Source organism: Tenacibaculum sp. SZ-18 (genome assembly GCF_002813915.1).
Taxonomy (GTDB): domain Bacteria; phylum Bacteroidota; class Bacteroidia; order Flavobacteriales; family Flavobacteriaceae; genus Polaribacter.
In genome coordinates, this window is the sequence record NZ_CP019335.1 from 1402447 (window position 1) to 1427022 (window position 24576).

21 protein-coding genes are annotated in these 24576 nt (G+C 30.6%); 9 read left to right on the plus strand and 12 right to left on the minus strand.

All coding sequences use genetic code 11. From position 1 onward, the window contains the following. Positions 1 to 25: 25 nt before the first annotated feature. From BTO06_RS06435 to BTO06_RS06455, 5 genes are all read right to left on the minus strand, one after another. On the minus strand, positions 26 to 796 hold the full coding sequence (locus tag BTO06_RS06435) for a pentapeptide repeat-containing protein (protein WP_100924515.1): 771 nt from the start codon (positions 794 to 796) through the stop codon (positions 26 to 28). Between the two features lie 117 nt (positions 797 to 913). Beyond that, the gene (locus BTO06_RS06440) at positions 914 to 1186 is read right to left on the minus strand and encodes an HU family DNA-binding protein (RefSeq protein WP_100924516.1); all 273 of its coding nucleotides are present in this window, start codon (positions 1184 to 1186) and stop codon (positions 914 to 916) included. A gap of 184 nt (positions 1187 to 1370) precedes the next feature. Continuing rightward, on the minus strand, positions 1371 to 2315 hold the full coding sequence (fmt, locus tag BTO06_RS06445; protein WP_198517138.1) for a methionyl-tRNA formyltransferase: 945 nt from the start codon (positions 2313 to 2315) through the stop codon (positions 1371 to 1373). 1 nt (position 2316) lies between these two features. Continuing rightward, a complete protein-coding gene (locus tag BTO06_RS06450; protein WP_100924517.1) occupies positions 2317 to 4206 on the minus strand; it encodes a RecQ family ATP-dependent DNA helicase in 1890 nt (629 codons plus the stop codon). A 1-nt stretch (position 4207) separates the two neighbouring features. Next, positions 4208 to 4738 (minus strand): AAA family ATPase, encoded by a 531-nt coding sequence (locus tag BTO06_RS06455; RefSeq protein ID WP_100924518.1) that lies wholly within the window; start codon positions 4736 to 4738, stop codon positions 4208 to 4210. 120 nt (positions 4739 to 4858) lie between these two features. Between BTO06_RS06455 and BTO06_RS06460 the strand changes: the two genes are divergently transcribed. From BTO06_RS06460 to BTO06_RS06480, 5 genes are read left to right on the plus strand one after another with little or no spacing between them, the layout of a single operon-like run. Then, positions 4859 to 5140, plus strand: a complete 282-nt coding sequence (locus BTO06_RS06460; protein WP_100924519.1) for a DUF493 family protein — start codon at positions 4859 to 4861, stop codon at positions 5138 to 5140. A gap of 4 nt (positions 5141 to 5144) precedes the next feature. Then, entirely contained in the window at positions 5145 to 6749 is a 1605-nt protein-coding gene (locus BTO06_RS06465) for a peptidylprolyl isomerase (protein WP_157811762.1), read from the plus strand. Beyond that, positions 6749 to 7627 carry a hypothetical protein gene (locus BTO06_RS06470; RefSeq protein ID WP_232731529.1) on the plus strand — a complete coding sequence of 293 codons (879 nt, stop codon included), beginning with the start codon at positions 6749 to 6751 and terminating at the stop codon, positions 7625 to 7627. The genes BTO06_RS06465 and BTO06_RS06470 overlap by 1 nt, the downstream gene beginning before the upstream one ends. After that, the gene (locus BTO06_RS06475; RefSeq protein WP_232731530.1) at positions 7590 to 8966 is read left to right on the plus strand and encodes a peptidylprolyl isomerase; all 1377 of its coding nucleotides are present in this window, start codon (positions 7590 to 7592) and stop codon (positions 8964 to 8966) included. The genes BTO06_RS06470 and BTO06_RS06475 overlap by 38 nt, the downstream gene beginning before the upstream one ends. 4 nt (positions 8967 to 8970) lie before the next feature. Continuing rightward, a complete protein-coding gene (locus BTO06_RS06480) occupies positions 8971 to 9924 on the plus strand; it encodes an AAA family ATPase (RefSeq protein ID WP_100924522.1) in 954 nt (317 codons plus the stop codon). Positions 9925 to 10008: 84 nt separating this feature from the next. On the opposite strand, the gene BTO06_RS06485 is transcribed toward BTO06_RS06480, so the two are convergent. Further along, positions 10009 to 13137 carry an endonuclease gene (locus BTO06_RS06485; RefSeq protein WP_100924523.1) on the minus strand — a complete coding sequence of 1043 codons (3129 nt, stop codon included), beginning with the start codon at positions 13135 to 13137 and terminating at the stop codon, positions 10009 to 10011. Positions 13138 to 13336: 199 nt separating this feature from the next. Between BTO06_RS06485 and pheT the strand changes: the two genes are divergently transcribed. Genes pheT through BTO06_RS06500 form a run of 3 tightly spaced genes read left to right on the plus strand, consistent with a single transcriptional unit; the run spans position 13337 to position 17470 of the window. Then, positions 13337 to 15763 (plus strand): phenylalanine--tRNA ligase subunit beta, encoded by a 2427-nt coding sequence (pheT, locus tag BTO06_RS06490; RefSeq protein WP_100924524.1) that lies wholly within the window; start codon positions 13337 to 13339, stop codon positions 15761 to 15763. Between the two features lie 42 nt (positions 15764 to 15805). Continuing rightward, a complete protein-coding gene (locus BTO06_RS06495) occupies positions 15806 to 16840 on the plus strand; it encodes a quinone-dependent dihydroorotate dehydrogenase (RefSeq protein WP_100924525.1) in 1035 nt (344 codons plus the stop codon). 3 nt (positions 16841 to 16843) lie between these two features. Then, positions 16844 to 17470, plus strand: a complete 627-nt coding sequence (locus BTO06_RS06500; protein ID WP_100924526.1) for a LysE family translocator — start codon at positions 16844 to 16846, stop codon at positions 17468 to 17470. Here BTO06_RS06500 and BTO06_RS06505 read toward each other — a convergent pair whose 3' ends face one another. Then, positions 17471 to 17998 carry a YfiT family bacillithiol transferase gene (locus BTO06_RS06505; protein WP_100924527.1) on the minus strand — a complete coding sequence of 176 codons (528 nt, stop codon included), beginning with the start codon at positions 17996 to 17998 and terminating at the stop codon, positions 17471 to 17473. It abuts the gene before it with no gap. A 1-nt stretch (position 17999) separates the two neighbouring features. Then, positions 18000 to 18680: a tetratricopeptide repeat protein gene (locus BTO06_RS06510; RefSeq protein WP_100926726.1), complete on the minus strand. Its 681-nt coding sequence runs from the start codon at positions 18678 to 18680 to the stop codon at positions 18000 to 18002. Between the two features lie 221 nt (positions 18681 to 18901). Between BTO06_RS06510 and lon the strand changes: the two genes are divergently transcribed. Then, on the plus strand, positions 18902 to 21355 hold the full coding sequence (gene lon / locus BTO06_RS06515; protein ID WP_100926727.1) for an endopeptidase La: 2454 nt from the start codon (positions 18902 to 18904) through the stop codon (positions 21353 to 21355). A gap of 99 nt (positions 21356 to 21454) precedes the next feature. On the opposite strand, the gene BTO06_RS06520 is transcribed toward lon, so the two are convergent. The 4 genes from BTO06_RS06520 to BTO06_RS06535 form a co-directional block, all read right to left on the minus strand. Then, positions 21455 to 21811, minus strand: a complete 357-nt coding sequence (locus BTO06_RS06520) for a hypothetical protein (protein ID WP_335755677.1) — start codon at positions 21809 to 21811, stop codon at positions 21455 to 21457. A gap of 368 nt (positions 21812 to 22179) precedes the next feature. Then, positions 22180 to 22734, minus strand: coding sequence for a thioredoxin family protein (locus BTO06_RS06525; RefSeq protein ID WP_100924529.1), 555 nt, complete (start codon positions 22732 to 22734; stop codon positions 22180 to 22182). Between the two features lie 24 nt (positions 22735 to 22758). Continuing rightward, entirely contained in the window at positions 22759 to 23487 is a 729-nt protein-coding gene (locus tag BTO06_RS06530) for an SDR family NAD(P)-dependent oxidoreductase (RefSeq protein ID WP_100924530.1), read from the minus strand. Next, positions 23480 to 24571 (minus strand): glycosyltransferase family 4 protein, encoded by a 1092-nt coding sequence (locus BTO06_RS06535; RefSeq protein ID WP_100924531.1) that lies wholly within the window; start codon positions 24569 to 24571, stop codon positions 23480 to 23482. Before BTO06_RS06535 ends, BTO06_RS06530 begins: the two co-directional genes overlap by 8 nt. Positions 24572 to 24576: the final 5 nt, after the last annotated feature.

A 24576-nucleotide genomic window follows, 5' to 3' on the forward strand; every position in this document is an offset into this window, starting at 1 on the left:
AATAGTAGTCAGTCGGGTATAGGCTCTATTTACTCTTTAGTAAATATTTACTAAAACTTTTTCCGTTAATTTTCGTGTATTTAGAATCAATATCATAGCCAACTTCCATATTTTGAATATTGAATTCTCCATCAACCTTAGTATACTTTAAATTCAAGTCTTCCTCGAATTTTACATTTTTAAAAGAAACCCCATTTTTGAACTTAGTGTATTTAAAAGTTGCTGATTCCTTGAATACAGAATTAGCAAAACTCACAAAGTTTCTAAAATCTGCATATTTAAACGTAGCTGGCTCTTCAAATAAAGTGTTTGCAAAAGAAATATTTCTTGAGAATTCAGCATATTTAAAAGTGCTGTCCTCTAAAAATTTAGATCCGCTAAAATCTGCATTTTCATCAAAATCAGAGTATTTAAACATGGCTTTTCTTTCGAAAGTACAATTCTTGAAAATAGCATAATCTTCAAAATTTGCTATAAAAGTGTAACCACTTTCTTCATGAGGAATGTAAGCTAATACATCATTTTTAAAAGTACAGTTTACAAAAGAAATGCTTCCTGAAATATCTTTTTCAACAGTATTTGATCCACCGCTATTCCACCATCTTTTCCTTTTAGGAAGAGAAGGTAAAGCATCGTCCATGTAAGTTAAATCTAAAACACCTTCGATAGTTGCATTACTAATATTAATATTTTTTCCATTTTTAATATCGCTCAATATGTCAGAAGCATTCACTGTTTTTTGAGCAAAAGAAACTGACGCTACAAATAAGGCTAGGGAAGAAATTATATATTTCATGATGTTATATTTTTATTTCGTTTAATATAAAGACACATCATTTTTTGAATTGTTACAGAATAAAAAAAACACTCGATAAAAATCGAGTGTTTTCAGTATATTCTAAACTATATGTTCTTAGTTTACAGAATCGCTTAATCCAGCACCAGCTTTAAACTTAACAACATTCTTAGCAGCGATCTTAATTTCTTTACCAGTTTGTGGGTTTCTTCCGTTTCTAGCAGCTCTTTTAGATACTGACCAAGTTCCCCATCCAACTAAAGCAACTTTATCACCTTTTTTTAAAGCGCTTGTTACATTAGAAGTTAATGAATCTAAAGCAGCTTTAGCAGCAGCTTTCGAAATTCCTGCGTCAGCAGCCATTGCGTCGATTAAATCAGACTTGTTCATAATTTATAGATTTTTAAAATTAATTAATGTTTTGTTGCATTAATGCCCAACAAATATAGATTTAATGGGATATTGCGCAAGTTTAGAGTGTGAAAAACCAAGATTTTGTTAATAAGTTATACCAATTTGTTAATAACCCTATAGAAAAATAGTTAAAATCCTCTAATGCCACGTGAATAAAGGGCTACAGCATTGTTGCATTCTCTTCAAAGGTAAAACCGTTTAACAAACTTGGAATATCTAATAATTTTTTACCTGAAAGTTTTATTTCTTTAATTATTAAATATCCGTCTTTTACTGCAACCTTTAATTCTTTTTTAGAAGTTACAATTTTACCTATTTCCAAATCATGATCAGCCTTTTCTTTTTCAACAGCATATATTTTTGCACTTATTTCTTCTTCACCGTTTTTTATATTGGTCCAAGCAGCGGGGTAAGGATTTAATCCTCTAATATGATTGTATATTTCAGAAAGAGACTTATTCCAGTTTATTTTACAATTATTTGAAAATAATTTCGGAGCAGCTTTTTCTTCTAACTCAGGTTGTTTTGTTGTAATTACTTCACCTGAAGCAATTAGATCTACTGTTTTTGTAACTAAATCTGCTCCTAAATGCATTAATCGATCATGTAATTCACCTACAATTTCATCTTCTTTAATATCAATTTCTCTTTTTAAAATAATTTCACCAGTATCAATTTTATCATCAATAAAAAATGTAGTAACTCCAGTTTTAGTTTCTCCATTTATGATAGCCCAGTTAATAGGAGCGGCTCCACGATACTCTGGTAATAATGACGCATGCAAGTTAAAAGTTCCTTCTTTAGGCATTTTCCAAACTAAAGTAGGTAACATTCTAAAAGCAACTACAATTTGCAAATCCGCATTTAAATCCTGAAGTTCTTTTAAAAAGTCTTGGTTCTTTAAATTCGTAGGTTGTAGTATCGGTAAGTTTTGAGATAAAGCATACTTTTTTACTGCTGATTGATTTATTTTCCTTCCTCTACCTGCCGGTTTATCTGGTGCAGTAATTACTCCAACGACATTATATTTATCTTCAATAAGTTTTTTTAAGATGGTCACCGCAAAATCAGGTGTTCCCATAAAAACAATTCTTAAATCTTTCATTTTAGTTTAAAAAGTAAGTATTAGTATTTGTAATTGATATTATCTCTTCAGCAATTAACTTTCGCAAATGTATTAAAATATCGTTTTCTGTGTAATGTAATTGACCGCTGATATCTTTTAATGAAAGTGGTTGATTCTTATTTAAAAGGTTGATAATGTTTATAGAAACGTCCTTCTTATGAGTCTTTTTTTTATTGAGACAAACATCACAATGTCCACAAGCTTTAACATACTTTTCGCCAAAGTAATTCAATATTTGAATACTTCTGCAAACCTCCTTATTTTCTATATAAGAAATCATATTATCAGCTTTTTGAAAACGGTGCTTCATAAAGTTAAAGACATTTTTACTTATTCTATTAATAGTTTTATCGTCTTCCCTAGGAACAAGAAAAACAATTTCACTATCTGTATTGGTTTTTTGATATTTTATTATTCCTTCATTTTCAAGTTTTTCAAGAATTTCAATAACTGTAAAAGAAGTTATATTAGCATTAGTAGCAATTTCAAATTCATTTATTTTTACTTCGTTTTCAAAAGATCCAGCATACATTCTTAAGATAATATCAATTATCTTTTTTCTAAGATGATTTGTTTCTTTGTAATGTATTAACTGATTACTACTAATTAAAAATTGAATGGTCGATGTTTTTCTTTTACCTTGATTGAATTCAATTATGCCGTAATTATTTAAGATTTGGAAAGCACCGAATGCTTTAGCTGGGATAAAATTGTATTTATTACAAAATTCTAGAATATTAAATTTATACGTTTCCAAATTGGATTCTCCCAGGGAAATTTGAAAATGTTGATATAGTTTTTTATGGATTTCTTTTAAATCTTGAATACTAGGTTGTGTTCGTTTTAAGATTTCCCTTGATATTTGAATATCTGAATCATTAGTTAACATTAAGGCAAAAGCTTGCTTCTTATTTCTACCGGCTCTTCCCGCTTCTTGAACATAGTTTTCTAACGAAGCTGGAATGTTATAATGCACTACTAATCCAACATTAGCTTTGTCAATTCCCATTCCAAATGCATTTGTTGCTACCATAATGGGTTTTTCTTCACTCATCCAGGAGTCAAAAGCATCTTTTTTTTCATTTATGTTTAATCCACCATGATAATACCCACTTTTAAATCCGTTTTGATTAAGATATTTAGAAAGTTCTTTAGTTCTCTTTCTTGAGGTAACATAAACAATACTTGGTGTTTGATTTTTCTCGAATATTCTATGAAGTTTAGTTAATTTATCATTTGTATAAATTACATTTAAGGAAAGGTTTTCTTTGTAAAAAGACTCTTGAAGTATTGTAGGATTTTCTAATTCTAAAATGGTTACAATATCTGTCAATACTTTTTTCGTTGCAGTGGCTGTTAAAGCTACAATTTTTGCTTCTGGAGCTAATTTTCTTAAAATATTTAATTTCGTGTAAGAAGGACGAAAATCTTGTCCCCATTCAGAAATACAATGTGCTTCATCTATAACAATTAAAGAAATGGGTAATTCATTTAATTTTTCTTGAATTAGTTTGGTTTGAATTCTTTCAGGTGACAAATACAAGAATTTGTATCCTCCATATTTTATATTGTCAAAAATACGAACAATATCATCTGTAGAAGAGCCAGAAGGTATTTGGGTAGCTTTTATACCGCGATCTTTTAAATTGGAAACTTGATCTTCAATAAGAGCAATTAAAGGAGAAACTACAATGCAAACTCCCTCAAATACAAGACCAGGAACTTGAAAAGCAATTGATTTTCCGCCACCTGTTGGTAATAAAGCTACCGTATCGTTTTTATCAAGAATACTGTCTACAATTTCTTGCTGCTTGGGTCTAAAAGATGAAAAGCCCCAATATTCTTTTAATAAGTCTTTTGGTTTTGACATTTTACATGTGACTCAAAATAAAATTACAACGATTTCTAACATTATCAAAAGGTACATTAATAATTTCATAACCAAGTTCTGTGTAAGCTTTATGAAGGTATTTACTAATCAATTCCGACTGTTCAAAAGTTTCGTATCTCTCATTATCTGACTTGTAAATTTCTTTCCACGGAAGAAACTGAAAAATTTTTGTGTAACGATATTGTTCACTTTTTTCCATGAAAACAGAAGGGAACTCTGTATTAAAATATCTCATATAAGCATGAATGCTTGGAATTCCTCTATCAAAAAAAACAATTCTGTCCTTCGAATTATCAGCTTCAATATATTGTTTTTCTCTTCCTTCTAATAATTTGGTGCTGAATAAAATAGGGTCGGTTAAGAACAATTGTTCAATTCCTTCTTCCTGAGCCTTTTTAGTTACCTCTCTCGAAATTTCTGGCATACATTTGAAGCCTTGGCGGTTTAAAAATCTTAATACCGAAGTCTTTCCAGTTCCAGGACCGCCTATGAAAACAATTTTTTGTTGCATGGGGCAAAAATAGAAGTTTCGTTAGTTATATGTAATAAATAGTGTAATTTTGTTTTCTTAATAATTTTTTTTGAATATTTCCTATCTCGAATAAATTAATAATCACACAAATAAAAATACATGTCGGAGCGAGACTCTTTTTATATTAAATTAAAAGCAAAATTAGAGGAAACAACTACCTTTCCTACAAAATACTTATACAAATTTATCGTTCCATCTAATGGAAATCAAGTAAATCAAGTTCAAGATTTATTTAATAAAGGAGGTGCTGTAATTAACACCAAAAAGTCGAGAACAGGAAAGTATGTGAGCGTTTCAATTCATATCACAATGAAAAGTGCTGACGAAATTATTTCATATTACAAAGACGCCGAAAAAATTGAAGGAATCATATCATTATAATTTTATGAAAAATAACATTATCGCAATTGTTTTTTTGTTTTTAGGAGTAAACAGTTTTGCTCAGAAAGACGAAGTTTTATTAACTATTAACGATGAACCTATTTATGTTTCAGAGTTCAAAAGAATTTATGAGAAAAATCTAGATCAGATTAATGATAGTGAAAAAGGCATTGACAAGAATTTAGATCTTTTTATAAATTATAAATTAAAGTTAAATGAAGCTTACAAGTTGAAATTAGACACTTCTAAAACATATATTAGTGAATATAAGAGTTATAAGAATCAATTGATGACTCCTTATTTACAGGATGAAGATTTTAAGAAAATCATGTTACAAGAAGCGTATGATAGAACTATAAATGAAGTTAGAGCTAGTCATATTTTAATAACTCCTCCCAAAAATAAAACGAAGATTGATACAACTATACTGGTTAAAAGGTTGGATTCAATTGTAACAAAAATTAAAGAAGGTGTTCCATTTGAAAAATTAGCGAAAAAAATATCTGATGACCCTTCTGCTAAAATAAATGGAGGAGATCTAGGTTACTTTTCAGCTTTTAGAATGGTTTACCCTTTCGAAGAGGCTGCTTATAAAACCGAAGTTGGTAAAGTTTCTAAAGTTTTCAAAACCAAATTCGGCTATCATATTTTGAAAGTTACAGATAAAAGAAAATCAAAAGGAGCTTTTGAAGTTGCACACATATTAATCAGAGATATGAATGATTCTACAAAAACAAAAGTTGATTCAATTTATCAAAAAATTCTAGAAGGCAATGATTTTTCGGAGTTAGCTAAGAAATATTCAGAAGATAAAGGATCAGCTGTAAAGGGGGGAGTATTACCTAGATTTACTTCAGGAAGAATGGTTCCATCTTTTGAAAATGAAGTGTTTAAATTGACAAAATCAGGAGAGATTAGTAGACCCTTTAAAACTCGTTATGGGTGGCACATTGTAAAGTTGATTAAAAATTATCCTGTTAAGACTTTTGAAGAGTTAAAACCGCAACTAGAAGCAAGAATTAGAACTAGCGGCAGAGGAAAATTATCAATTAATAAGTTGATTAGTGATTTAAAATCGAAATATAAAATATCCGTTAATAAACAATTGTTGAATCAAGTAATTCAGGATAGAGATTTTGAATTTCCAGAAGAGCAGGAGCAAAATTCTATTTTGAGTATTGAAAATAGAGACATTAATTTTTTACAATTTTTAAACTATATAAAAAATAAAAAGTATTTAAGTGTTGAAAGTCTTTGGGAAAGTTTCAAAGATGATAGTGTATTAAATTATTACAAGGATAACCTGGAATATATATATCCAGAGTATAAGAATACGCTTCAAGAATATAAAGATGGTTTATTGCTATTTGACTTAATGAAGACTAAAATTTGGGATGCTTCTCAAAAAGACGATGAAGGTCTAACAATGTACTTTGAAAAAAATAAATCAAAATATAAAGGAAAAGAATTAGCAGAAATTAAGGGTGAAGTGATTAATGATTATCAAAGATTTCTGGAAGATGATTGGGTAAAAACGTTAAGAAAAGAAAATAAAATTAAGATTAAGAGTAAAGAGATAAAGAAACTAAAGAAATCATATAATCAATAATGAGTTTGAAAAAGTCTGCTTTATTTTTAGTTATTCTTGTTATTTTATGTTCTTGTGAGCAAATTAAATCATTAGATGTATTCTCAAAAAAAGAAGAGCGTGAAGAACCAATAATTGCTTCAGTTGGAGAAACCAACTTATACTTATCGGAATTAAATGAGGTAATTCCAAAAGGAATATTAGAAAGTGATAGTATTGTTTTGGCCAAGAGTTATATTAATACTTGGGCGAAACAACAATTATTATTGCAAAAGGCTGAAGAGAATATTTCTGAAGTAAATTATAATAAAATTGATGAATTGATAAAAGCTTACAGAGAAAGCTTGTACATAAATGGTTACAAAGAAAGTTTAATAAAACAACAATTGGATACCGTCATCAGTGATGAGTCTATAAGAAATTACTATAAAAATAATAAGGAGAACTTCAAACTTAACGAAGAGTTATTGCAGATAAAATACGTGTACTTTGGAAATGACTTTTTAGATAAAAAGGAAGCCATAGATAAATTTAAATCTGAAGAAGAAGAAGATTTAGAAGATTTAGAGTCTTTAACAATTAATTTTAAAGATTATCAATTGAGAGACTCTTCCTGGATTACTTATGATAATGTTCTTCAAAAAATTCCACCTTTTAGATACGAACCAAAAGAAAAATTGTTAAAAAAATCAAAATTCATAAAGAAGGAAGACAGTTTAGGAGTATATTTGGTCGCTGTGAACAATGTTTTGCTGAGAAACGACATTGCTCCACTAAGTTATATTGAAAATAATATTAAACAATTAATCTTACATAAACGTAAGATAGAATTAGTTAGGGATATAGAAAAAACGTTGATTAATGATGCAATTAAGAATAATGAATTTAAAGAGTATTAGTTTTTCACTTGTTATAATGTGTTCAACACTTAGTTTGTGTGCACAAAATGTTAAAATTGATGGTGTTGCCGTAGTAGTTGGTAAAAATATTGTTTTAGATTCAGATATTGATAAATTTAAGCAGGAAGTTGAATTACGTAGTGAAGGAAAAGTAAAGTTTTCTGATTGCGAAATGTTAGAGGAGTTAATGCAACAAAAATTATTAGCACATCATGCAGTTGTAGATAGTGTTACGGTTTCCAAGGCTGAAATTGACTCGAGAGTAGAAAGAAGTATTCAATATTTTACACAAGAATATGGAACTATTGAAAAGGTTGTTGCTGCTTACGGTTTTAACGATCTTGAAGATTTAAAAAAGGAATTATCTAGAGTACAAAAAGAAAACGTTCTTATAGAAAGAGAGCAGGCTAAAGTAACAGAAGATGTTGATGTTACCCCAGAAGAAGTAAGGTTGTATTACAATGGTTTAAGAGACGCAGAAGATTTACCGGAGTTTGCTGCAGAAGTTGAATTAGCTCAGATTGTTTTAAAAGCAGAACCTACAGAGGAAGAAAATAAGAGAGTAATTGATAAATTAACTGAAATTAGAAGGCAGATTATTGAAGATGGAGCAAGCTTTAAACTAAAGGCTATTATAAATTCTGACGAACCAGGTGTCGCCCAAAATGGTGGGTTTTTAGGTCCAGTAACTAAGGATACACAGTTTATTAAGGAGTTTAAAGAGGTTGTTTTTTCTTTAGATGAAGGAGAGATTTCGGAACCTTTTAAAACTGATTTTGGATATCACATTGTCCTTCTTCATAAAATCAGGGGAAAGGCCAGAGAAGTATCTCATATTTTAATTATTCCAGAAGTTACCGATGAAAAGCTTAAAGAAACCAAGGAAAAGTTAGAAGGAATCAAGAAGGATTTAGTAGATGGTAAAATTACCTTTGAGGATGCGGTTAGTAATTATTCTGAAGACAAGGCGACAAAAAATAACGGAGGATTATACATCAATCCTTACACAAGTGAGCCTACTTGGGAATTAACTAGAATGGATCCTGCATTATATGGTCGAGTTAATGAGTTAAAAACAGGAGAATATTCTGATGTTTTTTATGAAGAAACTCGTACGCAAGAGAAAATGTATATGCTTATTTTAATGAGAAATAGAACTGATACTCATAAAGCTGATTTGATCAAAGATTATGTTAAAATTCAGCAATTAGCATTAGCAAAGAAAAAAGAAGAGACGATAGAAAAATGGTCTAAGGAAAAGATTACAGAAACCTATGTTAAGTTAGGAAACGACTATAAAAAATGTACTTTTAAAGCTAACTGGAAAAAAGAAAACTAAGAATATGTCTGAAGTTGCAGCAGTAGATAAACTTGTAAAAAAGTATATCCAATTACAACAAGAAATTGGTAAAGTTATCATAGGGCAAAATGAAGCTGTTAACTTTACCCTACTTTCCATATTTTGTGGAGGCCATTCTTTATTAATTGGTGTTCCAGGACTGGCAAAAACATTGTTAGTTAATACAATTTCTAGTTCATTGGGTTTAAATTTTAATAGAATTCAGTTTACTCCTGATTTAATGCCTTCCGATATTCTTGGAAGTGAAATTTTAGATGAGACTAGAAAGTTTAAGTTCATTAAAGGACCTATTTTTTCTAATATAATCTTGGCGGATGAAATTAACAGAACACCTCCAAAAACACAAGCTGCACTTTTAGAGGCTATGCAGGAGAGATCTGTAACCATTGCTGGAAAGCAATATAAATTAGATTTACCATTTTTTGTACTAGCAACACAAAATCCAATTGAACAGGAGGGAACATATCCTCTACCAGAAGCACAACTAGACCGTTTTATGTTTTCTATCAATTTAGATTATCCTACTTTTGAAGAAGAAGTTCAAGTTGTAAAAAGTACAACTTCTGTTGATGAACAAAGGGTGAATGCGTTATTTAGTGCAACTGAAATTGTTGAAATACAAAAGTTAATTCGAAAGATTCCTGTAGCTGATAATGTTGTAGAGTATGCTGTATCATTAGTAGGTAAAACAAGGCCAAATTCAGATTTAGCTACGGATTTAGTAAAAAGTTATATTGATTGGGGAGCTGGTCCAAGAGCTTCACAAAATCTTATTCTAGCAGCCAAAGCATATGCAGCGGTAAATGGAAAATATTCCCCAGATATTGACGACGTTCAGGCTATTGCAGTTCCTATTTTATCCCACAGGGTTGTCAAGAATTATAAAGCAGAAGCAGAAGGAATAACTATTAAAGAAATTATTACTTCACTATTTTAATTACAATCAAATAATTTTTTTAATATAACTGATAAAAAAACTCGGAGGCTAACTTCCGAGTTTTTAATTTCATATAGTTGATCTTTACTTCTTGATAAACTTCTTAATTATTCCTTCTTCACCATCATTAATTTCCAATAAATAAACTCCAGTTTTAAGATTTTCAATATTGATGAAATTTTCATCTAGATTTCCACTAATAATTACTTGTCCTAAAACGGAAGAAATTTTAAATGTCATATCCTCATCTTGTGTGTCCTGTAATTTGATATTCAAAAATTTTCCAATAGCGGGATTTGGATAGATTTTTAAATCCCTATTATTATCGTTGTAATCATCTGTGTTAAGAAAATTTAATTCAGTTAATGACGAACTAGAAGCAACTTTTGAAGATTTACCCATCGTGGATGTGGAATTTCCTGTTATAGTAATCTCATCAATATATATGTAATCCTTATTTCCAGATGCATCTGCTTGTAATCGGAATCGAGCACCCGAAGCAAAATTAAAGTTCATTTTGTTTAATGTAACTGTTGCATTATAGAAAGTATTATTGTTAAAATCAGTTCCTCTAGCCCAAACTTGAACAGTTTGCCAAGAACTACCATCGTAATATCTTAACCAGAAATCCTCTCCGATTTCCATACTATAGGCATAAAAGTAGAAATCAACTTCAACTGTTTCAAAAGATGTTAAATCAAAAGTTTCAGAAGTCATTGCAGACGCAGTTCCTGAGTTATCTCTTAAACGTATCGAGAAAAGTCCTTCAAAAGATCTAGAACCGGAATATCTAGCCACATCGCTTCCTCCGTCAGTCCAGTTATCCCATCCCGATTCAAAGTAAGATTCAGATAATACAACAGGTCCAGTAGGATCAGTTCCTCCTCCATTATCAAGGTTACCTAAACCACTAAAAGTATTAGTGCTTAATACATTCCATTCAGAAGTGGTGTATACATCATTTGGAGTAATTATACTAGAAAACCTTTGTAAAGTAATATCTTGGGCGAAGTTTTCACTACTATTCGGATCACCCAATAAATCTAATAAAACTCCGTTTTTAAATAATCCTATTGCATCATTTCCATTGAAAGTAGTAACACTTGCTTCAGTGATGTCAGCTACATTTAAAATAACAGCAGTTGCATTTGAGTTGGCAACAACATAAACATCACCATCAGCTAATTGACCAGTTAAATTTAATACACTTGAAAAACTACCTGATCCATTTGTAGCTTTTCTTAATGAATATTCAGATAAATCTACAGTAGCTCCAGATAAGTTAGCAATTTCAATTGCCTTATTGTTTGATGATCCCTCTACATATTCGGAAATAATTAGATCTCCATTTGAAGATGGTTCTGGTAATGTAGTTACACCAACTGTATTACTTGAGTTTGAAGCATTCCCAGCTTCATCAAAAGCTCTAACATAGAAATTATAACTAGTATTGGCAGTTAAGTTATTCACAGTATAACTAGTAGAGGTTACAGTAGCTATTTTTGTGCTTCCTTGATATACCTCATAACCAGTTACTGAAATATTATCTGTTGATGCAGACCAAGCTAAATCTGTTGATGATTGAGTAGTATTTGAAGCAATTAATCCAGATGGAGTAGAAGGAGCAGTTGTATCAGCTGTTCCAGTATCCATTGTGTGAGTTCCTAAATCCGAAAATGTATCAATTGTAAATGTATCCCATTCTGAAGTAATAAAGCTGCTATTTGGAGCAGTAATAGTTGATTTTCTTCTTAAAGTTACATCCTGTGCAAATGTTGCACTACTATTTTGGTTTCCAACTAAATCAATTAATACACCGTTTTTAAATAAACCAACAGCGTCATTTCCATTGAAAGTAGTGACACTATTTTCAGTAATATTAGCAGCACTAGTGATTGCAGAAGAAGCACTATTATTTGCAACAATATAAACTTTTCCATTAGCTAACTGACCATTTAAGTTTAAGATACTAGTAAAACTTCCTGAACCATTAGTTGCTTTTCTTAACGAATAAGAAGATAAGTCAACAGAAACTCCTGTAAAGTTAGCAATTTCAATAGCTTTATTATATGAGGAACCTTCAACATACTCAGATATTAATAGATCAGAAGCATTTCCTACGCCTGAACCTCCACCAGATTGAGTTGTCGCAGAAACTGTGTTACTATTGCTAGAAGAATTTCCTGCTGCATCATAGGCTGTTACGTAAAATGAATAAGTAACACCTGAACTTAAGGCAGGGGCACTATAGTTAGTGTTTTGCGTTGTTGAAATTTGAGTTCCGTTTCTAAAAACTCTATATCCTGCAACGGCAATATTATCTGTTGAAGCAGACCATGCTAAATCAACGGTACTTTGTGTGATATTAGAAGAAACTAAATTAGATGGAGTTGTAGGAGATTGTGTATCGCTCCCACCACCAGTATTTCCAAATAAATCTTCAGCTTGTGGACCTCCCCAAATTTGAGTCGCAAAAGCTGGATTGTCAATAAATGGATTTCTATTTCCCTGTTCAACTTGTAAAATAGGATTACGTTGTTTTTCTAAATCAGACACAGGATCTTCGGCATTCCATTGTAAGAATAAGTCAATCATATTAGTATCTGTAGGAACAGAACTCCCAACACCAACATTTGTAGGTAAAGTTTGGTTACCATAACGTAAATACATATACATCATCATTCTGGCAACATCTCCTTTCCATTCATCACCTGGATACCAATTTCCTTCTGGAGTAATATAAGAAGCAGCACCACTACCAGCGGCGAACTTTCTATTGCTTCTAGAAGAGTTTCTTGAACCGTCACAAGGGCGTAAACTGTGAGCATCTGCTCCAGCTCCAGATGTTCCTAAATTTGGATTACCTAAAGACTTTGGGTAGACATGTTCTCTGTTCCAATCTCCAGAGTTCCCTCCGTTTTGATCTCTATCTCTAGTTCTATCATTCGTATTGTTAGAGTCAGAATCATTCCAACCATAAATTAGGAGTACTTTACTAGAATTATTTGGATCTAAATCAGTTTGTTTTAATGCATCCCACACACCTGGAGTGTAACTTAAGAAAATGTTGTGTGTAGAGATGATTTTTGTAGCAAGTTGATCTTTTAAAGCAGATCCATTTAATGTTAAATTGACATCATTGTAATAGGTTGGAATCTGAGCTTTAACTGATAACGATATTATCAGTAGGAGTAAGGGTAGTAATTTTTTCATCTTATATTTTGTTAAAACAATTCAAATGTCTGCGTTAAATGTTAATGTATTGTTAATTAAATGTTATGTGTTAGCGAGTTATTAACATTTATGGATAACACTTTATTTTATCTTAGGAATGTAAATCTTATCTCTGAGAAAATTCCTTAATAATTCTATATAAAAGTGTAAATTTGCAAGCCAAAAGAGGAAAAACAACATGAAGATATCATATAACTGGCTACAACAATTTTTACAATTAGATTGGTCTCCCGAAAAAATAGGAGAACTTTTAACAGATTTAGGATTAGAAGTTGAAGGTATTGAGTTAAAAGAAAATATTAAAGGAAGTTTACAAGGTGTTGTCGTTGGAGAAGTTTTAACATGTGCAAAACACCCTAATGCCGATAAATTAAAAATTACTACCGTAAATCTAGGGAATGGTGAACCTTTACAAATTGTATGTGGAGCACCAAATGTTGATGCTGGCCAAAAGGTTCCTGTTGCTACAATCGGAACGATATTATATGATAAGAAAGGGGAAGGTTTTAAAATTAAGAAAGGAAAGATTCGTGGTGAAGAAAGTCACGGAATGATTTGCGCAGAAGACGAATTAGGTCTTGGAGCGAGTCATGATGGAATCATGATTTTAAACAAAGAATTAGTTCCTGGTACTCCTTGTGCTGAAGTTTTTAAAATTGAAAAAGATCATGTTTTTGAAATAGGTCTAACTCCCAATAGAGCAGATGCTATGAGTCATTATGGTGTTGCAAGAGATCTGAGAGCAGGATTAATGCAAAAAGATATAAATCTAGAATTAATTTCTCCTTCAGTTTCTGATTTCCATGTTGATGAGAGACGTTTAAAAATCGATATTGAGGTTGAAAACAAGGAGTTAATTCCTAGATATTGTGGAATTACAATTACTGATGTTGAAGTAAAAGATTCACCTGAGTGGATTAAAAATAGATTAAAAGCTATTGGTATCGCTCCTAAAAATAATGTAGTAGATATAACAAATTATGTATTACATGAATTAGGTCAGCCTTTACATGCTTTTGATGCCTCAAAAATAAGAGGAAATAAAGTCGTAGTAAAAACTTTAGAAGAAGGCACAAAGTTTTTGACTTTGGATGAAGTTGAAAGAGAGTTGTCTTCTGAAGATATTATGATTTGTGATGCTGAGGATAATCCTTTATGTATTGGTGGAGTTTTCGGAGGTTTAAAATCGGGAGTTACCGAAAATACGACAACGATATTTTTAGAAAGTGCATATTTTAATCCTGTTGTAATTCGAAAAACTGCAAAGCGTCATGGATTAAATACAGATGCATCTTTCCGTTTCGAAAGAGGAATTGATATTAATCAAACAAAATACGCTTTAAAACGTGCTGCGTTATTAATTGAAGAATATGCAGGAGGAAAATTATCTTCTGATATTCTAGATTTCTTTCCTGAGAAAGTAGACGATTTTGAAGTATTCTTGTCTTTTGACAGTGTTTATAAATTAATTGGTCAAGAGATTCCAAAAGAAACGATAAAGAAGATTTTAGCTTCTTTAGAAATAAAGATTAACAGTGTTACAGAAGCTGGATTAGGCTTAGTAATTCCCTCTTATCGAGTTGATGTTCAAAGAGAAGCTGATATTATTGAAGAAATCTTAAGAGTTTATGGATATAATAATATTGAATTTTCTCATAAGTTAAATGCCTCAATTTCATTTGATGACGATAAACAAGTGAAAGTGGAGAATACTATAGCTAATCAATTGGTTGCTATGGGATTCAATGAAACTATGTCTAATTCTTTAACAAAAGAGGATTACATTGAATTATCTGATGATTTAAATGGAAACTTTAATGTTGAAATGTTAAATCCTTTAAGTAGTGATTTAAAAGTAATGCGTCAGTCATTATTGTTTAGTGGATTGGAAAGTATTGCATACAACATTAATAGAAAGAACAATAGTTTAAAGTTTTTTGAGTTTGGTAAAACATACCACAAGTTCGAAAGTGGATATGAAGAACAAAAGCATTTGACATTATTCATTACAGGAAATAGAGCTAAAGACACTTGGAAATTGGAGAATAAGCTAGCGGATTTCTTTTATTTGAAAGGTGTTATTAAAAGTCTCTTTGAAAGATTAGGACTTACAAATCTAAAAACTTCACCAGTTAAATCTGATTTGTTTTCAGAAGGTTTAACACTTAGTTTAGGTAAGATTAAGTTAGTAGATTTTGGAGTTGTTAAACGTTCTATTTTAAAAGAATTTTCTATCAAACAAGAAGTTATTTTTGCTGATATCAAGTGGGATGTAACTTTACCATTGGTTGGTAAAAAGAAGATTAAGGTGAGTGATTTACCTAAATTTCCTGCAGTAAAGAGAGATTTAGCTTTACTTTTAGATGAAAAAGTTGAATTTAAGGAGCTTTATAATTTATCTTTCCAATCAGAACGTAAACTTTTAAAAGAAGTTGACCTATTTGATGTTTATGAAGGAAAGAATTTACCTGAAGGTAAAAAATCATATGCTGTTAGTTTCGTGTTACAAGATGAAAACAAAACTCTTAACGACAAACAGATTGATAAAATCATGCAAAAATTACAGCAAACATTCGAAAAGAATGTTGGTGCAGAATTAAGATAATATAAGCTCCTTTCGGGAGCTTTTTTTATAAAATAAAACCAAATGTATAAATTAATAATCCGTCCAATATTTTTTCTTTTTGATCCTGAAAAGATTCATTATTTCACTTTTTCTTTAGTTAAATTTTTATCCAAAATACCTTTTGTAAGTTCAATTTTTAGAGGTTTGTACAAAGTTGAGGATAGGAAGTTAGAACGTAATTTATTTGGTTTAACTTTTAAAAACCCAGTTGGACTAGCAGCTGGTTTTGATAAAAATGCGGTTTTATATAATGAACTAGCTGATTTTGGATTTGGTTTTATAGAGATTGGAACCGTTACACCTGAAGGTCAAGTAGGAAATCCTAAACAGCGTTTATTTAGATTGAAAGACGATAAGGGAATTATAAATCGAATGGGATTTAATAATGAAGGATTGGAAGCTGCGATTTCTCAGTTAAAGAAAAATAAAGGAAAAGTAATTATTGGAGGAAATATAGGGAAGAACACAGCTACAAATCCTGAGGATTATACAGCTGATTACACAAAGTGTTTTGAAGAATTACATCCTTATGTTGACTATTTTGTTTTAAATGTAAGTTGTCCAAACGTATCTAGTCATGCAAAGTTAGAAGATGCAGATTATTTGAAAGAATTAATCACTGAAGTTCAAAAGATTAACAATTCAAAATCGGCTCAAAAACCAATTTTATTAAAAATTGCACCAGATTTAAATACACATCAATTAGATGAAATTATTGATTTAGTTGCTGATACTAAAATTGATGGTGTAATTGCATCAAACACCTCTATTGATAGAACAGGTTTAAAGGCTTCCGAAGAAAGGTTAAAAGAAATTGGAAATGGTGGTTTGAGTGGTCAACCTATTAAAGAAAAGAGTACTAAGGTCATTAAATATTTAGCAGATAATTCAAATAAATCATTTCCAATAATTGGAGTAGGAGGAATTCATTCAGAAAAAGATGCATTGGAAAAAATAAATGCAGGAGCGGATTTAGTTCAAGTTTATACTGGTTTTATTTATGAGGGACCATCGTTGATTAAAAGAATAAACAAGGCTATTTTAAAAAGAAATTAACTTATGTTTGAAACGTTATTTTCTTTTGCTTTGTCCACTGCGGCTTTAGCTTTTTCTCCTGGACCAGATAATATTTTTGTATTAACTCAAAGTATTGTAAATGGTAAAAAGTTTGGAATAGCTACTGTTTTAGGTTTAATGACAGGGTGTATTATTCATACGACATTAGTTGCTTTTGGTGTTTCAGAAGCTATTAAGGCAAATGAAAATATATTCTTATTAATAAAATTATTTGGGGCAGGTTATTTACTTTATTTGTCTTATGTAGTTTATAATAGCGACGCAAAAATTGCTTTTTCTACTGAAAATGTAGAAAAAAAATCAACGTTAGAGTTATTTAAAACTGGATTTTGGATGAATATTCTTAATCCAAAAGTTACAATTTTCTTTTTAGCATTTTTTCCACAATTTCTTTTCTCAAAGAGTACATCGACAGTAGTTCAGTTTTATGTTTTAGGTGGAATTTTCATTTTAGTTTCTTTTATCATATTTTCTTTAATAGCAATTTTGGCAGGTGCTATTTCAGATTTCATAAAGAAGAATGAGAATGTAGGAGTATATTTAAAGTGGCTTCAAATCGTGGTTTTTGTCGGAATTGCAATTTTTATTCTTTTACCAGAATCTAAATAACTACCAATTTTTACGTTTAATTAAGTGCTCAATGTGTGCATAATGGTGATTACAGTGCCAAGCATAAATCCCAATGTTTTCTTTGAGGGTGACTATTTCATTTCCTTCAGGGTGAATAAAATACTTATCTAAGTCTTCAAAAGTTAATAATTTGAGAAAGTAAACCCATTTGTCATGCAATGCTATTAAAGAGTTTATTGATAAACCAATGGGTCCGTCTTTTGAATCTTTTAACTCAGCCCATCGATCCTCATAATAGGTTTTGATAATTGGTTTATTTTCCGTTAAGGTCCATTTAAATCTTGTGTAAGAATTATGATGACTATCAGCGCAGTGATGAACAACTTGTCTTATTGTCCATCCTTCGTTCCTATATTTAGTATTCAGTTGATCATCTGACAAATTAGATACTAACTTTTTTAATTTACGTGGAAAGAGCTCTATTATTTCAATCCATTCCTTAATATTTCTATCTGAAATTTCTTTGGGAATGTTTGGTTTTCCAATAGGATATCGTAAGTTCTCCATTCTATTTTTTATCAGTTAGTTCTTTTAGATTTCTCTTGGAACTTCTATTCTCAGGATTAATGCTTAAGGCCTTTTTGTAACTATCTATTGCATTTAAAGTATCGTTGTTTTTTAAATAAGCATCACCTAAACTATCAAATGTATTTGAACTATTCGGGTATAACTCTGTATTAATTTTAAAAATATTTATAGCTTTTTCGATTTCATTATTTCTAATAAATCTGTAACCTGTTCTATTTAGGTTTCTTTCTCGGATCAAACGATTTAAACTATCTCTTTGTTGAATTTCCTTATAACCCTTTAAAGCTAGGTTATAATTATTCTCTGCTAAATACTCGCTAGGTGTTTTTTCACCTTCTTTTAGTTTCAGAAAAATGTATTTTTCTCCTTTATGTTCTCTTTTTTCAGCTAAAACAATTTTATTTTCTTTAGAATTAAAAATCAATTTCTCGTTTAATTCACGTGCATAAAACATACTATCATTAAGTTTCAATGGTTTTAAATCAGTATTCCTCCAATTTAAATATAATTCTTGTTCTTTGAAAACTACTTCAATAACTTCATCAGCATTAAAAAAATAGCGTCCTGATGTATTTTCAATAAATTCAGAACTATTTTTCTTAGAAGTACAATTCATTAAGAATCCCGTAATTAATAAGGTAAATATAAGTTTTGCTTTCATAGTTGTAGTTTTCATGTTAAATGTATGACGAAACTTTGAAAAATATGTTACAGTTTACATGTTTAAAAAGTATAATATTGGCATAACTATTGACTTATTTAAGTCGAAGGAAAGTGTTTTTTTATTTTAAAGGACTGGTTGTTAGGTTTTTGAGCTGTTTCCTTCGGTTTTAAAGAAATTTGAATTAAGATATTAATGTCATATTGACAGATAAACATGATATGAGTAGATCCAAAATAATACATTTAGACAACTTGTCTTTACAAGATATGATAAATGAAGATTCTGAATTAATTCCATTATTAACTCCAGAAGACGAGGAGTTAATCAATAAGGAAGATGTTCCAAGTGAATTACCAATATTACCTTTAAGAAATACTGTATTATTTCCAGGAGTTGTAATTCCTATTACTGCGGGAAGGGACAAATCAATCCAGTTAATTAAGGATGCGAATAAAGGAAACAAAACTTTAGGTGTTGTTGCACAGCGAAATAGTGAAGTTGAAAATCCAACGTTAGATGATATATACCATACAGGTGTAGTTGCTCAGATTTTAAGAGTTCTTAAAATGCCAGATGGTAATACTACTGTCATCATACAAGGTAAAAAACGCTTTGAAATTGACGAATTAATTCAACAAGAGCCTTATATGAAGGCAAAGGTTTCGGAAGCTAAAGAAGAAAGAACTATCGACGATCAGAAAGAGTTTGATGCGATAATTGATTCAATTAAAGAATTAGCATTAGATGTTATAAAAGAAAATCCAATGTTGCCTTCAGAAGCTTCATTTGCAATTAAAAATATTCAATCTAACTCATTTTTAGTGAACTTTATTTCATCTAACATGGATTTGAGTGTTGGTCAGAAGCAAGTTTTATTAGAGAAAGATAGTTTAAAAGAAAGAGCTTTATTAACGTTAAAAAACTTAGATAAAGAGTTACAAAAACTTCAGTTACGTAACGATATTCAATCTAAAACAAGATCTGATTTAGATAAACAGCAAAGAGAATATTATTTGCATCAGCAATTAAAGACTATTCAAGAAGAGCTTGGAGGGGTTTCTCACGATCAAGAATTGGAAGAAATGCGTTCACAAGCGAAGAAGAAAAAATGGACGAAAGAAGTAGCAGAGGTTTTCGAAAAAGAAGTAAATAGGCTTCGTAGAATGAATCCTCAAATGGCAGAATATGGTGTACAGAGAAATTATTTAGAGTTATTACTTGAATTACCTTGGGGAGAATATTCTGAAGATAAATTTGATTTAAAAAAGGCTCAAAAGATTTTGGATAGAGATCATTTTGGACTTGAAAAAGTAAAAGAGCGTATCATTGAGCATTTAGCTGTTTTAAAGTTAAGAGGAGATATGAAATCGCCTATTATTTGTTTGTACGGACCTCCTGGAGTTGGTAAAACATCTTTAGGTAAATCTGTAGCGGAAGCTCTTGGTAGAAAATATGTTCGTATGTCTTTAGGTGGTTTACGGGATGAAGCTGAGATTCGTGGTCATAGAAAGACTTACATAGGAGCGATGCCTGGTCGATTAATTCAAAATATTAAAAAGGCAGGAACTTCAAATCCTGTTTTCGTTTTAGATGAAATTGATAAACTAGGTCAAAGTCATCAAGGAGATCCATCTTCAGCAATGTTAGAAGTTTTAGATCCTGAACAAAATACTGAGTTCTACGATAATTACCTGGAGGTTGGTTATGATCTGTCAAAGATTCTATTTATTGCAACAGCAAATAATATAAATCAAATTCCATGGGCATTAAGAGATCGTATGGAGATTATTAATGTTACGGGTTATACTATTGAGGAGAAAGTTGAAATTGCCAAAAAATATTTATTACCTAAACAATTAAAAGAGCACGGATTAAATGATGGACATTTAAAATTAGGAAAAACTCAAATCGAAAAGATTGTTGAAGGTTATACAAGAGAATCAGGAGTTCGTGGATTGGAAAAACAAGTAGCTAAAGTAGTCCGTTATGCAGCAAAATCAATCGCAATGGAGGATGAATATAACGTTGCATTATCTAATGATGATATTGAGGCAATTTTAGGCCCAGCAAGATTAGAACGTGATAAGTACGAAAATAATGATACTGCTGGAGTAGTTACAGGATTAGCTTGGACAAGTGTTGGTGGTGACATTTTATTCATAGAATCAATTCTTTCTAAAGGTAAAGGAAATCTTACTATTACAGGTAATTTAGGAACTGTAATGAAGGAATCTTCAACAATAGCCATGAAGTATATAAAATCTAAATCAGAAGCGTTTGGTATTAAACCTGAAGCCCTAGATAATTATGATGTACATATTCATGTGCCAGAAGGAGCGACTCCAAAGGATGGACCAAGTGCTGGTATTACCATGTTAACTTCACTAGTATCGGTATTTACACAACGTAAGGTGAAAAACCGAATAGCTATGACAGGTGAAATTACATTGAGAGGAAAAGTGCTGCCTGTTGGCGGAATTAAAGAGAAGATTTTAGCAGCCAAAAGAGCAAATATTAAGGAAATAATTTTGTGTGCTGATAATAAGCGTGACATTGATGAAATTAAAGAAAGTTACTTAAAAGGCTTAAAGTTTCATTATGTAACTGAAATGAGCGAAGTAATTGATATCGCTTTGACAAAGCAAAAAGTCAAAAATGCACAAAAACTGTAAAGAAAATGTGTTCCCAATTATGGAACTTTTTTCTTAAACATAAAAAACCCCTTTATAAAAAGGGGTTCTTCGTTAGTTAATAATTGATTGAAATACAAATTATTTACTTGTGTACAATTGTTGATCTTTTTTGTTCTGGATAAAATTACTAAGCAATTCTAAGTTTATTTTCGTAAAGTCAGAAGTAGTCTTAATTATGGCTAAGAAACTTTCCATATTGTTCTTCGTTGGATATCCAATGTTTTGATTTCCATCAATAAACGAGGTCCCTATTATGTTACCTTCGTCGTTTAAAACATACCAGAAAGGGAATTGTATCGGTTTACAATTACTTTTCCCGAAAGTTTTAACTGGGTTAGAACAATTAACAAATTCTGAAGTTTCTTCTTTAGACACAGTTATGTTCACCACGACATAATTAGTATTAAAAACCTTTTGAAATGTTTCTGTATTCATCAAAGTCTCCATTTTTTTGCTGAGTTTACAAGAAGAGGATAAATAATTAATAAATACGTGTTTGTTTTCTCTCTGGGCTTTTTCTAATGCATGTTTAATTAAAATAGCATCCTTGTTTTGACTAAAAGAAAAATTGAAACAAATAAGCGCAAGCAGTATAAATATAGTTTTATACATGTTTAGGGGATTTAGGGATTACAATTTAAAATTACATAATTAAATCCCTAACCACAAAAAATTTTATCAACACTTTGTCAATAATGCAATAAATAGAGTAGTTTTATAAACATATGTTAATTTGATTCACGAAAAAGTAATTTAGACTAACAAGTTTACAATGGAGTTATTATCTTTCAATTATAATTGAATTATTTCCACTTAATATTACAACCGATACTTGGTTTTTGATTTTCAATAGGAGACTTTTGATCAAAAAGATTATTAATTGCATTTCTGAAATATTTACCAGTTAAAGGCTTTTCGTTTCCTGGTCGAGAATCATCAAGTTGACCATGATACACCAATTTTAATTCATCATCAAATAAATATAAATCTGGAGTACAAGCAGCATCATAAGCTTTAGCTACTTCTTGAGTTTCATCAAATAAGTATGGGAAAGGATAGCCAACTTTTTCGGCATGCGTTTTCATTTTCTCCGGTCCATCTTGGGGATATTTATTGGCGTCGTTACTACTTATCGCAATAAAAGAAATCCCTTTTTTAGAATAATCATTTGCCAACTTTATTAATTCCTCATTTACATGGACAACAAAAGGGCAGTGGTTACATATAAAAAATATAGCAGTTCCTTTTAATCCTTTTACTTCAGAAAGATTTACGGTTGTATTATCTTTAGTATTTAATAATTCGAAGTTCGGAGCGACTGTTCCAATTGAAAGATTGTTAGATTCTGTTAAAGCCATAATTATTCATTTTAAAGAAAAAAATTAAACGTTTCTTAAGTCAATAGTTTCCCCATTAACCAATTTGTTTGAAGTATCTAATTGGTAAACTCGCTTAGCAACAAATTCAGGAGTATATAATTCTTTATTCTCTTTTAAGTCAATAAATCTCTGTACATTTTTGAAATGGTCAATAGATGTTTCTCGTATTTGAGTCTGCATATTTGTATCAACAACTCCAGGACGAATACCATATGCTTTTACTCCGTTTGATATTTCACTTTGTTCCTGTGCTATCGTTGCGGTCATCATATCTAAAGCAGCCTTTGAACTACAATAAACACTCCAGCCGTTATATGGTTTTGTAGCCGCTCCTGATGAAATGCTAATGATTTTTTTTATACAATTTGAATTTTTAAGTTTCTCTATAAATATGCCAGAGAAGGCAAGTGGTATCGTTGTATTTAAGAGGATAGAGGCATTAATATCATCACTCGGAATATTTTCTAAATTACTTATCTCTCCCAATCGACCAGCATTATTTATTAAGGTAACTGATTTAGGATGTTGAAGATTAATTTCATCCAGTAATAAGCTGAAACTGCTAGTAGCAGAGTGAAAATCTAAAAGATTAATTGAGATTTCTTTAAGATTTTTATTTCCTGTAATTGATCTTGAAAGAGAATAAACAATATAATTTTCGGAACTATATTTCTTTGCTAAAGCATTTCCGATTCCTTTACTTCCTCCAGTTATAATTACAATATTACTCACTTAATAATTTTTTATATAAATCTAATGTTTCATTTACAGTACGTTTAATACTGTATATATTTAAAATTCTATTCTTCGCATTTATTCCCATTTGTTTACAAAGCTCTTTTTCGTTAGCTAATTTAGAAATTGCTTCACCAATAGCTTTAGAATCTTTTAAAGGAACTACAATACCAGAGTTTTCATTAATTAACTCTGTGCATCCCCCAGCATTAGTCATAATTACTGGTTTTCCAATACTCATAGCTTCACTAATTGCCCGACCGAATCCTTCACTTAAAGAAGTTTGAACGTACATATCACAACCAGCAAGTAAATCGGGAACATCGTTTCGTTTTCCTAGCACATGAATACGATTGCTAATTTTACTATTATTTCGAATACTGTCAAGATGTGGAGCATCTGTGTTTTCTCCGATTAATACATAGTGTATTTCTTGATCAGATTTCAAATACTTAGAAGATTCTAAAAAGTACTTTGTTCCTTTCACTTTTCTGTGATTTCCAATAGAACAAACTACAGTAGCTTCTTTAGGAATTCCAATTTTTGTATAATCAAATGGATTAACTTCAGCAAACCACTCAGAACTATACCCTTTAAATATTCTCACTGCTTTATTCTTATGTTTCCCAAAAAGTTGATTTTTCACATGATTGTAAACAAAATTACTGTTACCTATAATTGCGTCTATTTTTGGATGTAAATATGTAAGGTATGAACTCGGATCGTACCAATGTAAACTCACAGAACCAAAATAGATAACACTTTTAACTTTTGGATGTTTGCGCAAAGCAATCAATCCGCTTCTTGCTGCTTTTCCACTTATAAAATGAACTAATTGAATATTTTTTTCGGAAATAAATTTAGAAAAAGCTTCTTGATATTCCGAATCTATTTTCTTCTTTGGATGCAAGTTAAGGAAAGTAGCATTTTTATTTTGCGAAGTTATAAACTCACGAACATCGTCAGCAATCGGACCAATTAAGTGTATGTTTACTCCTTTTTCTTTTAAACCAAGAAACAAAGCAACTTGAGCAATTTGTGTGTTTAAATTACCACCACCTAAAACAAAAAGTACATTCATGTGTT

What these genes read in the sequence shown, in the direction of transcription:
- BTO06_RS06435 (WP_100924515.1), bottom strand. Translation starts at nt 796, where the DNA reads ATGAAATATATAATTTCTTCCCTAGCCTTATTTGTAGCGTCAGTTTCT.
- BTO06_RS06440 (WP_100924516.1), bottom strand. Translation starts at nt 1,186, where the DNA reads ATGAACAAGTCTGATTTAATCGACGCAATGGCTGCTGACGCAGGAATT.
- fmt (WP_198517138.1), bottom strand. Translation starts at nt 2,315, where the DNA reads ATGAAAGATTTAAGAATTGTTTTTATGGGAACACCTGATTTTGCGGTG.
- BTO06_RS06450 (WP_100924517.1), bottom strand. Translation starts at nt 4,206, where the DNA reads ATGTCAAAACCAAAAGACTTATTAAAAGAATATTGGGGCTTTTCATCT.
- BTO06_RS06455 (WP_100924518.1), bottom strand. Translation starts at nt 4,738, where the DNA reads ATGCAACAAAAAATTGTTTTCATAGGCGGTCCTGGAACTGGAAAGACT.
- BTO06_RS06460 (WP_100924519.1), top strand. Translation starts at nt 4,859, where the DNA reads ATGTCGGAGCGAGACTCTTTTTATATTAAATTAAAAGCAAAATTAGAG.
- BTO06_RS06465 (WP_157811762.1), top strand. Translation starts at nt 5,145, where the DNA reads ATGAAAAATAACATTATCGCAATTGTTTTTTTGTTTTTAGGAGTAAAC.
- BTO06_RS06470 (WP_232731529.1), top strand. Translation starts at nt 6,749, where the DNA reads ATGAGTTTGAAAAAGTCTGCTTTATTTTTAGTTATTCTTGTTATTTTA.
- BTO06_RS06475 (WP_232731530.1), top strand. Translation starts at nt 7,590, where the DNA reads ATGATGCAATTAAGAATAATGAATTTAAAGAGTATTAGTTTTTCACTT.
- BTO06_RS06480 (WP_100924522.1), top strand. Translation starts at nt 8,971, where the DNA reads ATGTCTGAAGTTGCAGCAGTAGATAAACTTGTAAAAAAGTATATCCAA.
- BTO06_RS06485 (WP_100924523.1), bottom strand. Translation starts at nt 13,137, where the DNA reads ATGAAAAAATTACTACCCTTACTCCTACTGATAATATCGTTATCAGTT.
- pheT (WP_100924524.1), top strand. Translation starts at nt 13,337, where the DNA reads ATGAAGATATCATATAACTGGCTACAACAATTTTTACAATTAGATTGG.
- BTO06_RS06495 (WP_100924525.1), top strand. Translation starts at nt 15,806, where the DNA reads ATGTATAAATTAATAATCCGTCCAATATTTTTTCTTTTTGATCCTGAA.
- BTO06_RS06500 (WP_100924526.1), top strand. Translation starts at nt 16,844, where the DNA reads ATGTTTGAAACGTTATTTTCTTTTGCTTTGTCCACTGCGGCTTTAGCT.
- BTO06_RS06505 (WP_100924527.1), bottom strand. Translation starts at nt 17,998, where the DNA reads ATGGAGAACTTACGATATCCTATTGGAAAACCAAACATTCCCAAAGAA.
- BTO06_RS06510 (WP_100926726.1), bottom strand. Translation starts at nt 18,680, where the DNA reads ATGAAAGCAAAACTTATATTTACCTTATTAATTACGGGATTCTTAATG.
- lon (WP_100926727.1), top strand. Translation starts at nt 18,902, where the DNA reads ATGAGTAGATCCAAAATAATACATTTAGACAACTTGTCTTTACAAGAT.
- BTO06_RS06520 (WP_335755677.1), bottom strand. Translation starts at nt 21,811, where the DNA reads ATGAATACAGAAACATTTCAAAAGGTTTTTAATACTAATTATGTCGTG.
- BTO06_RS06525 (WP_100924529.1), bottom strand. Translation starts at nt 22,734, where the DNA reads ATGGCTTTAACAGAATCTAACAATCTTTCAATTGGAACAGTCGCTCCG.
- BTO06_RS06535 (WP_100924531.1), bottom strand. Translation starts at nt 24,571, where the DNA reads ATGAATGTACTTTTTGTTTTAGGTGGTGGTAATTTAAACACACAAATT.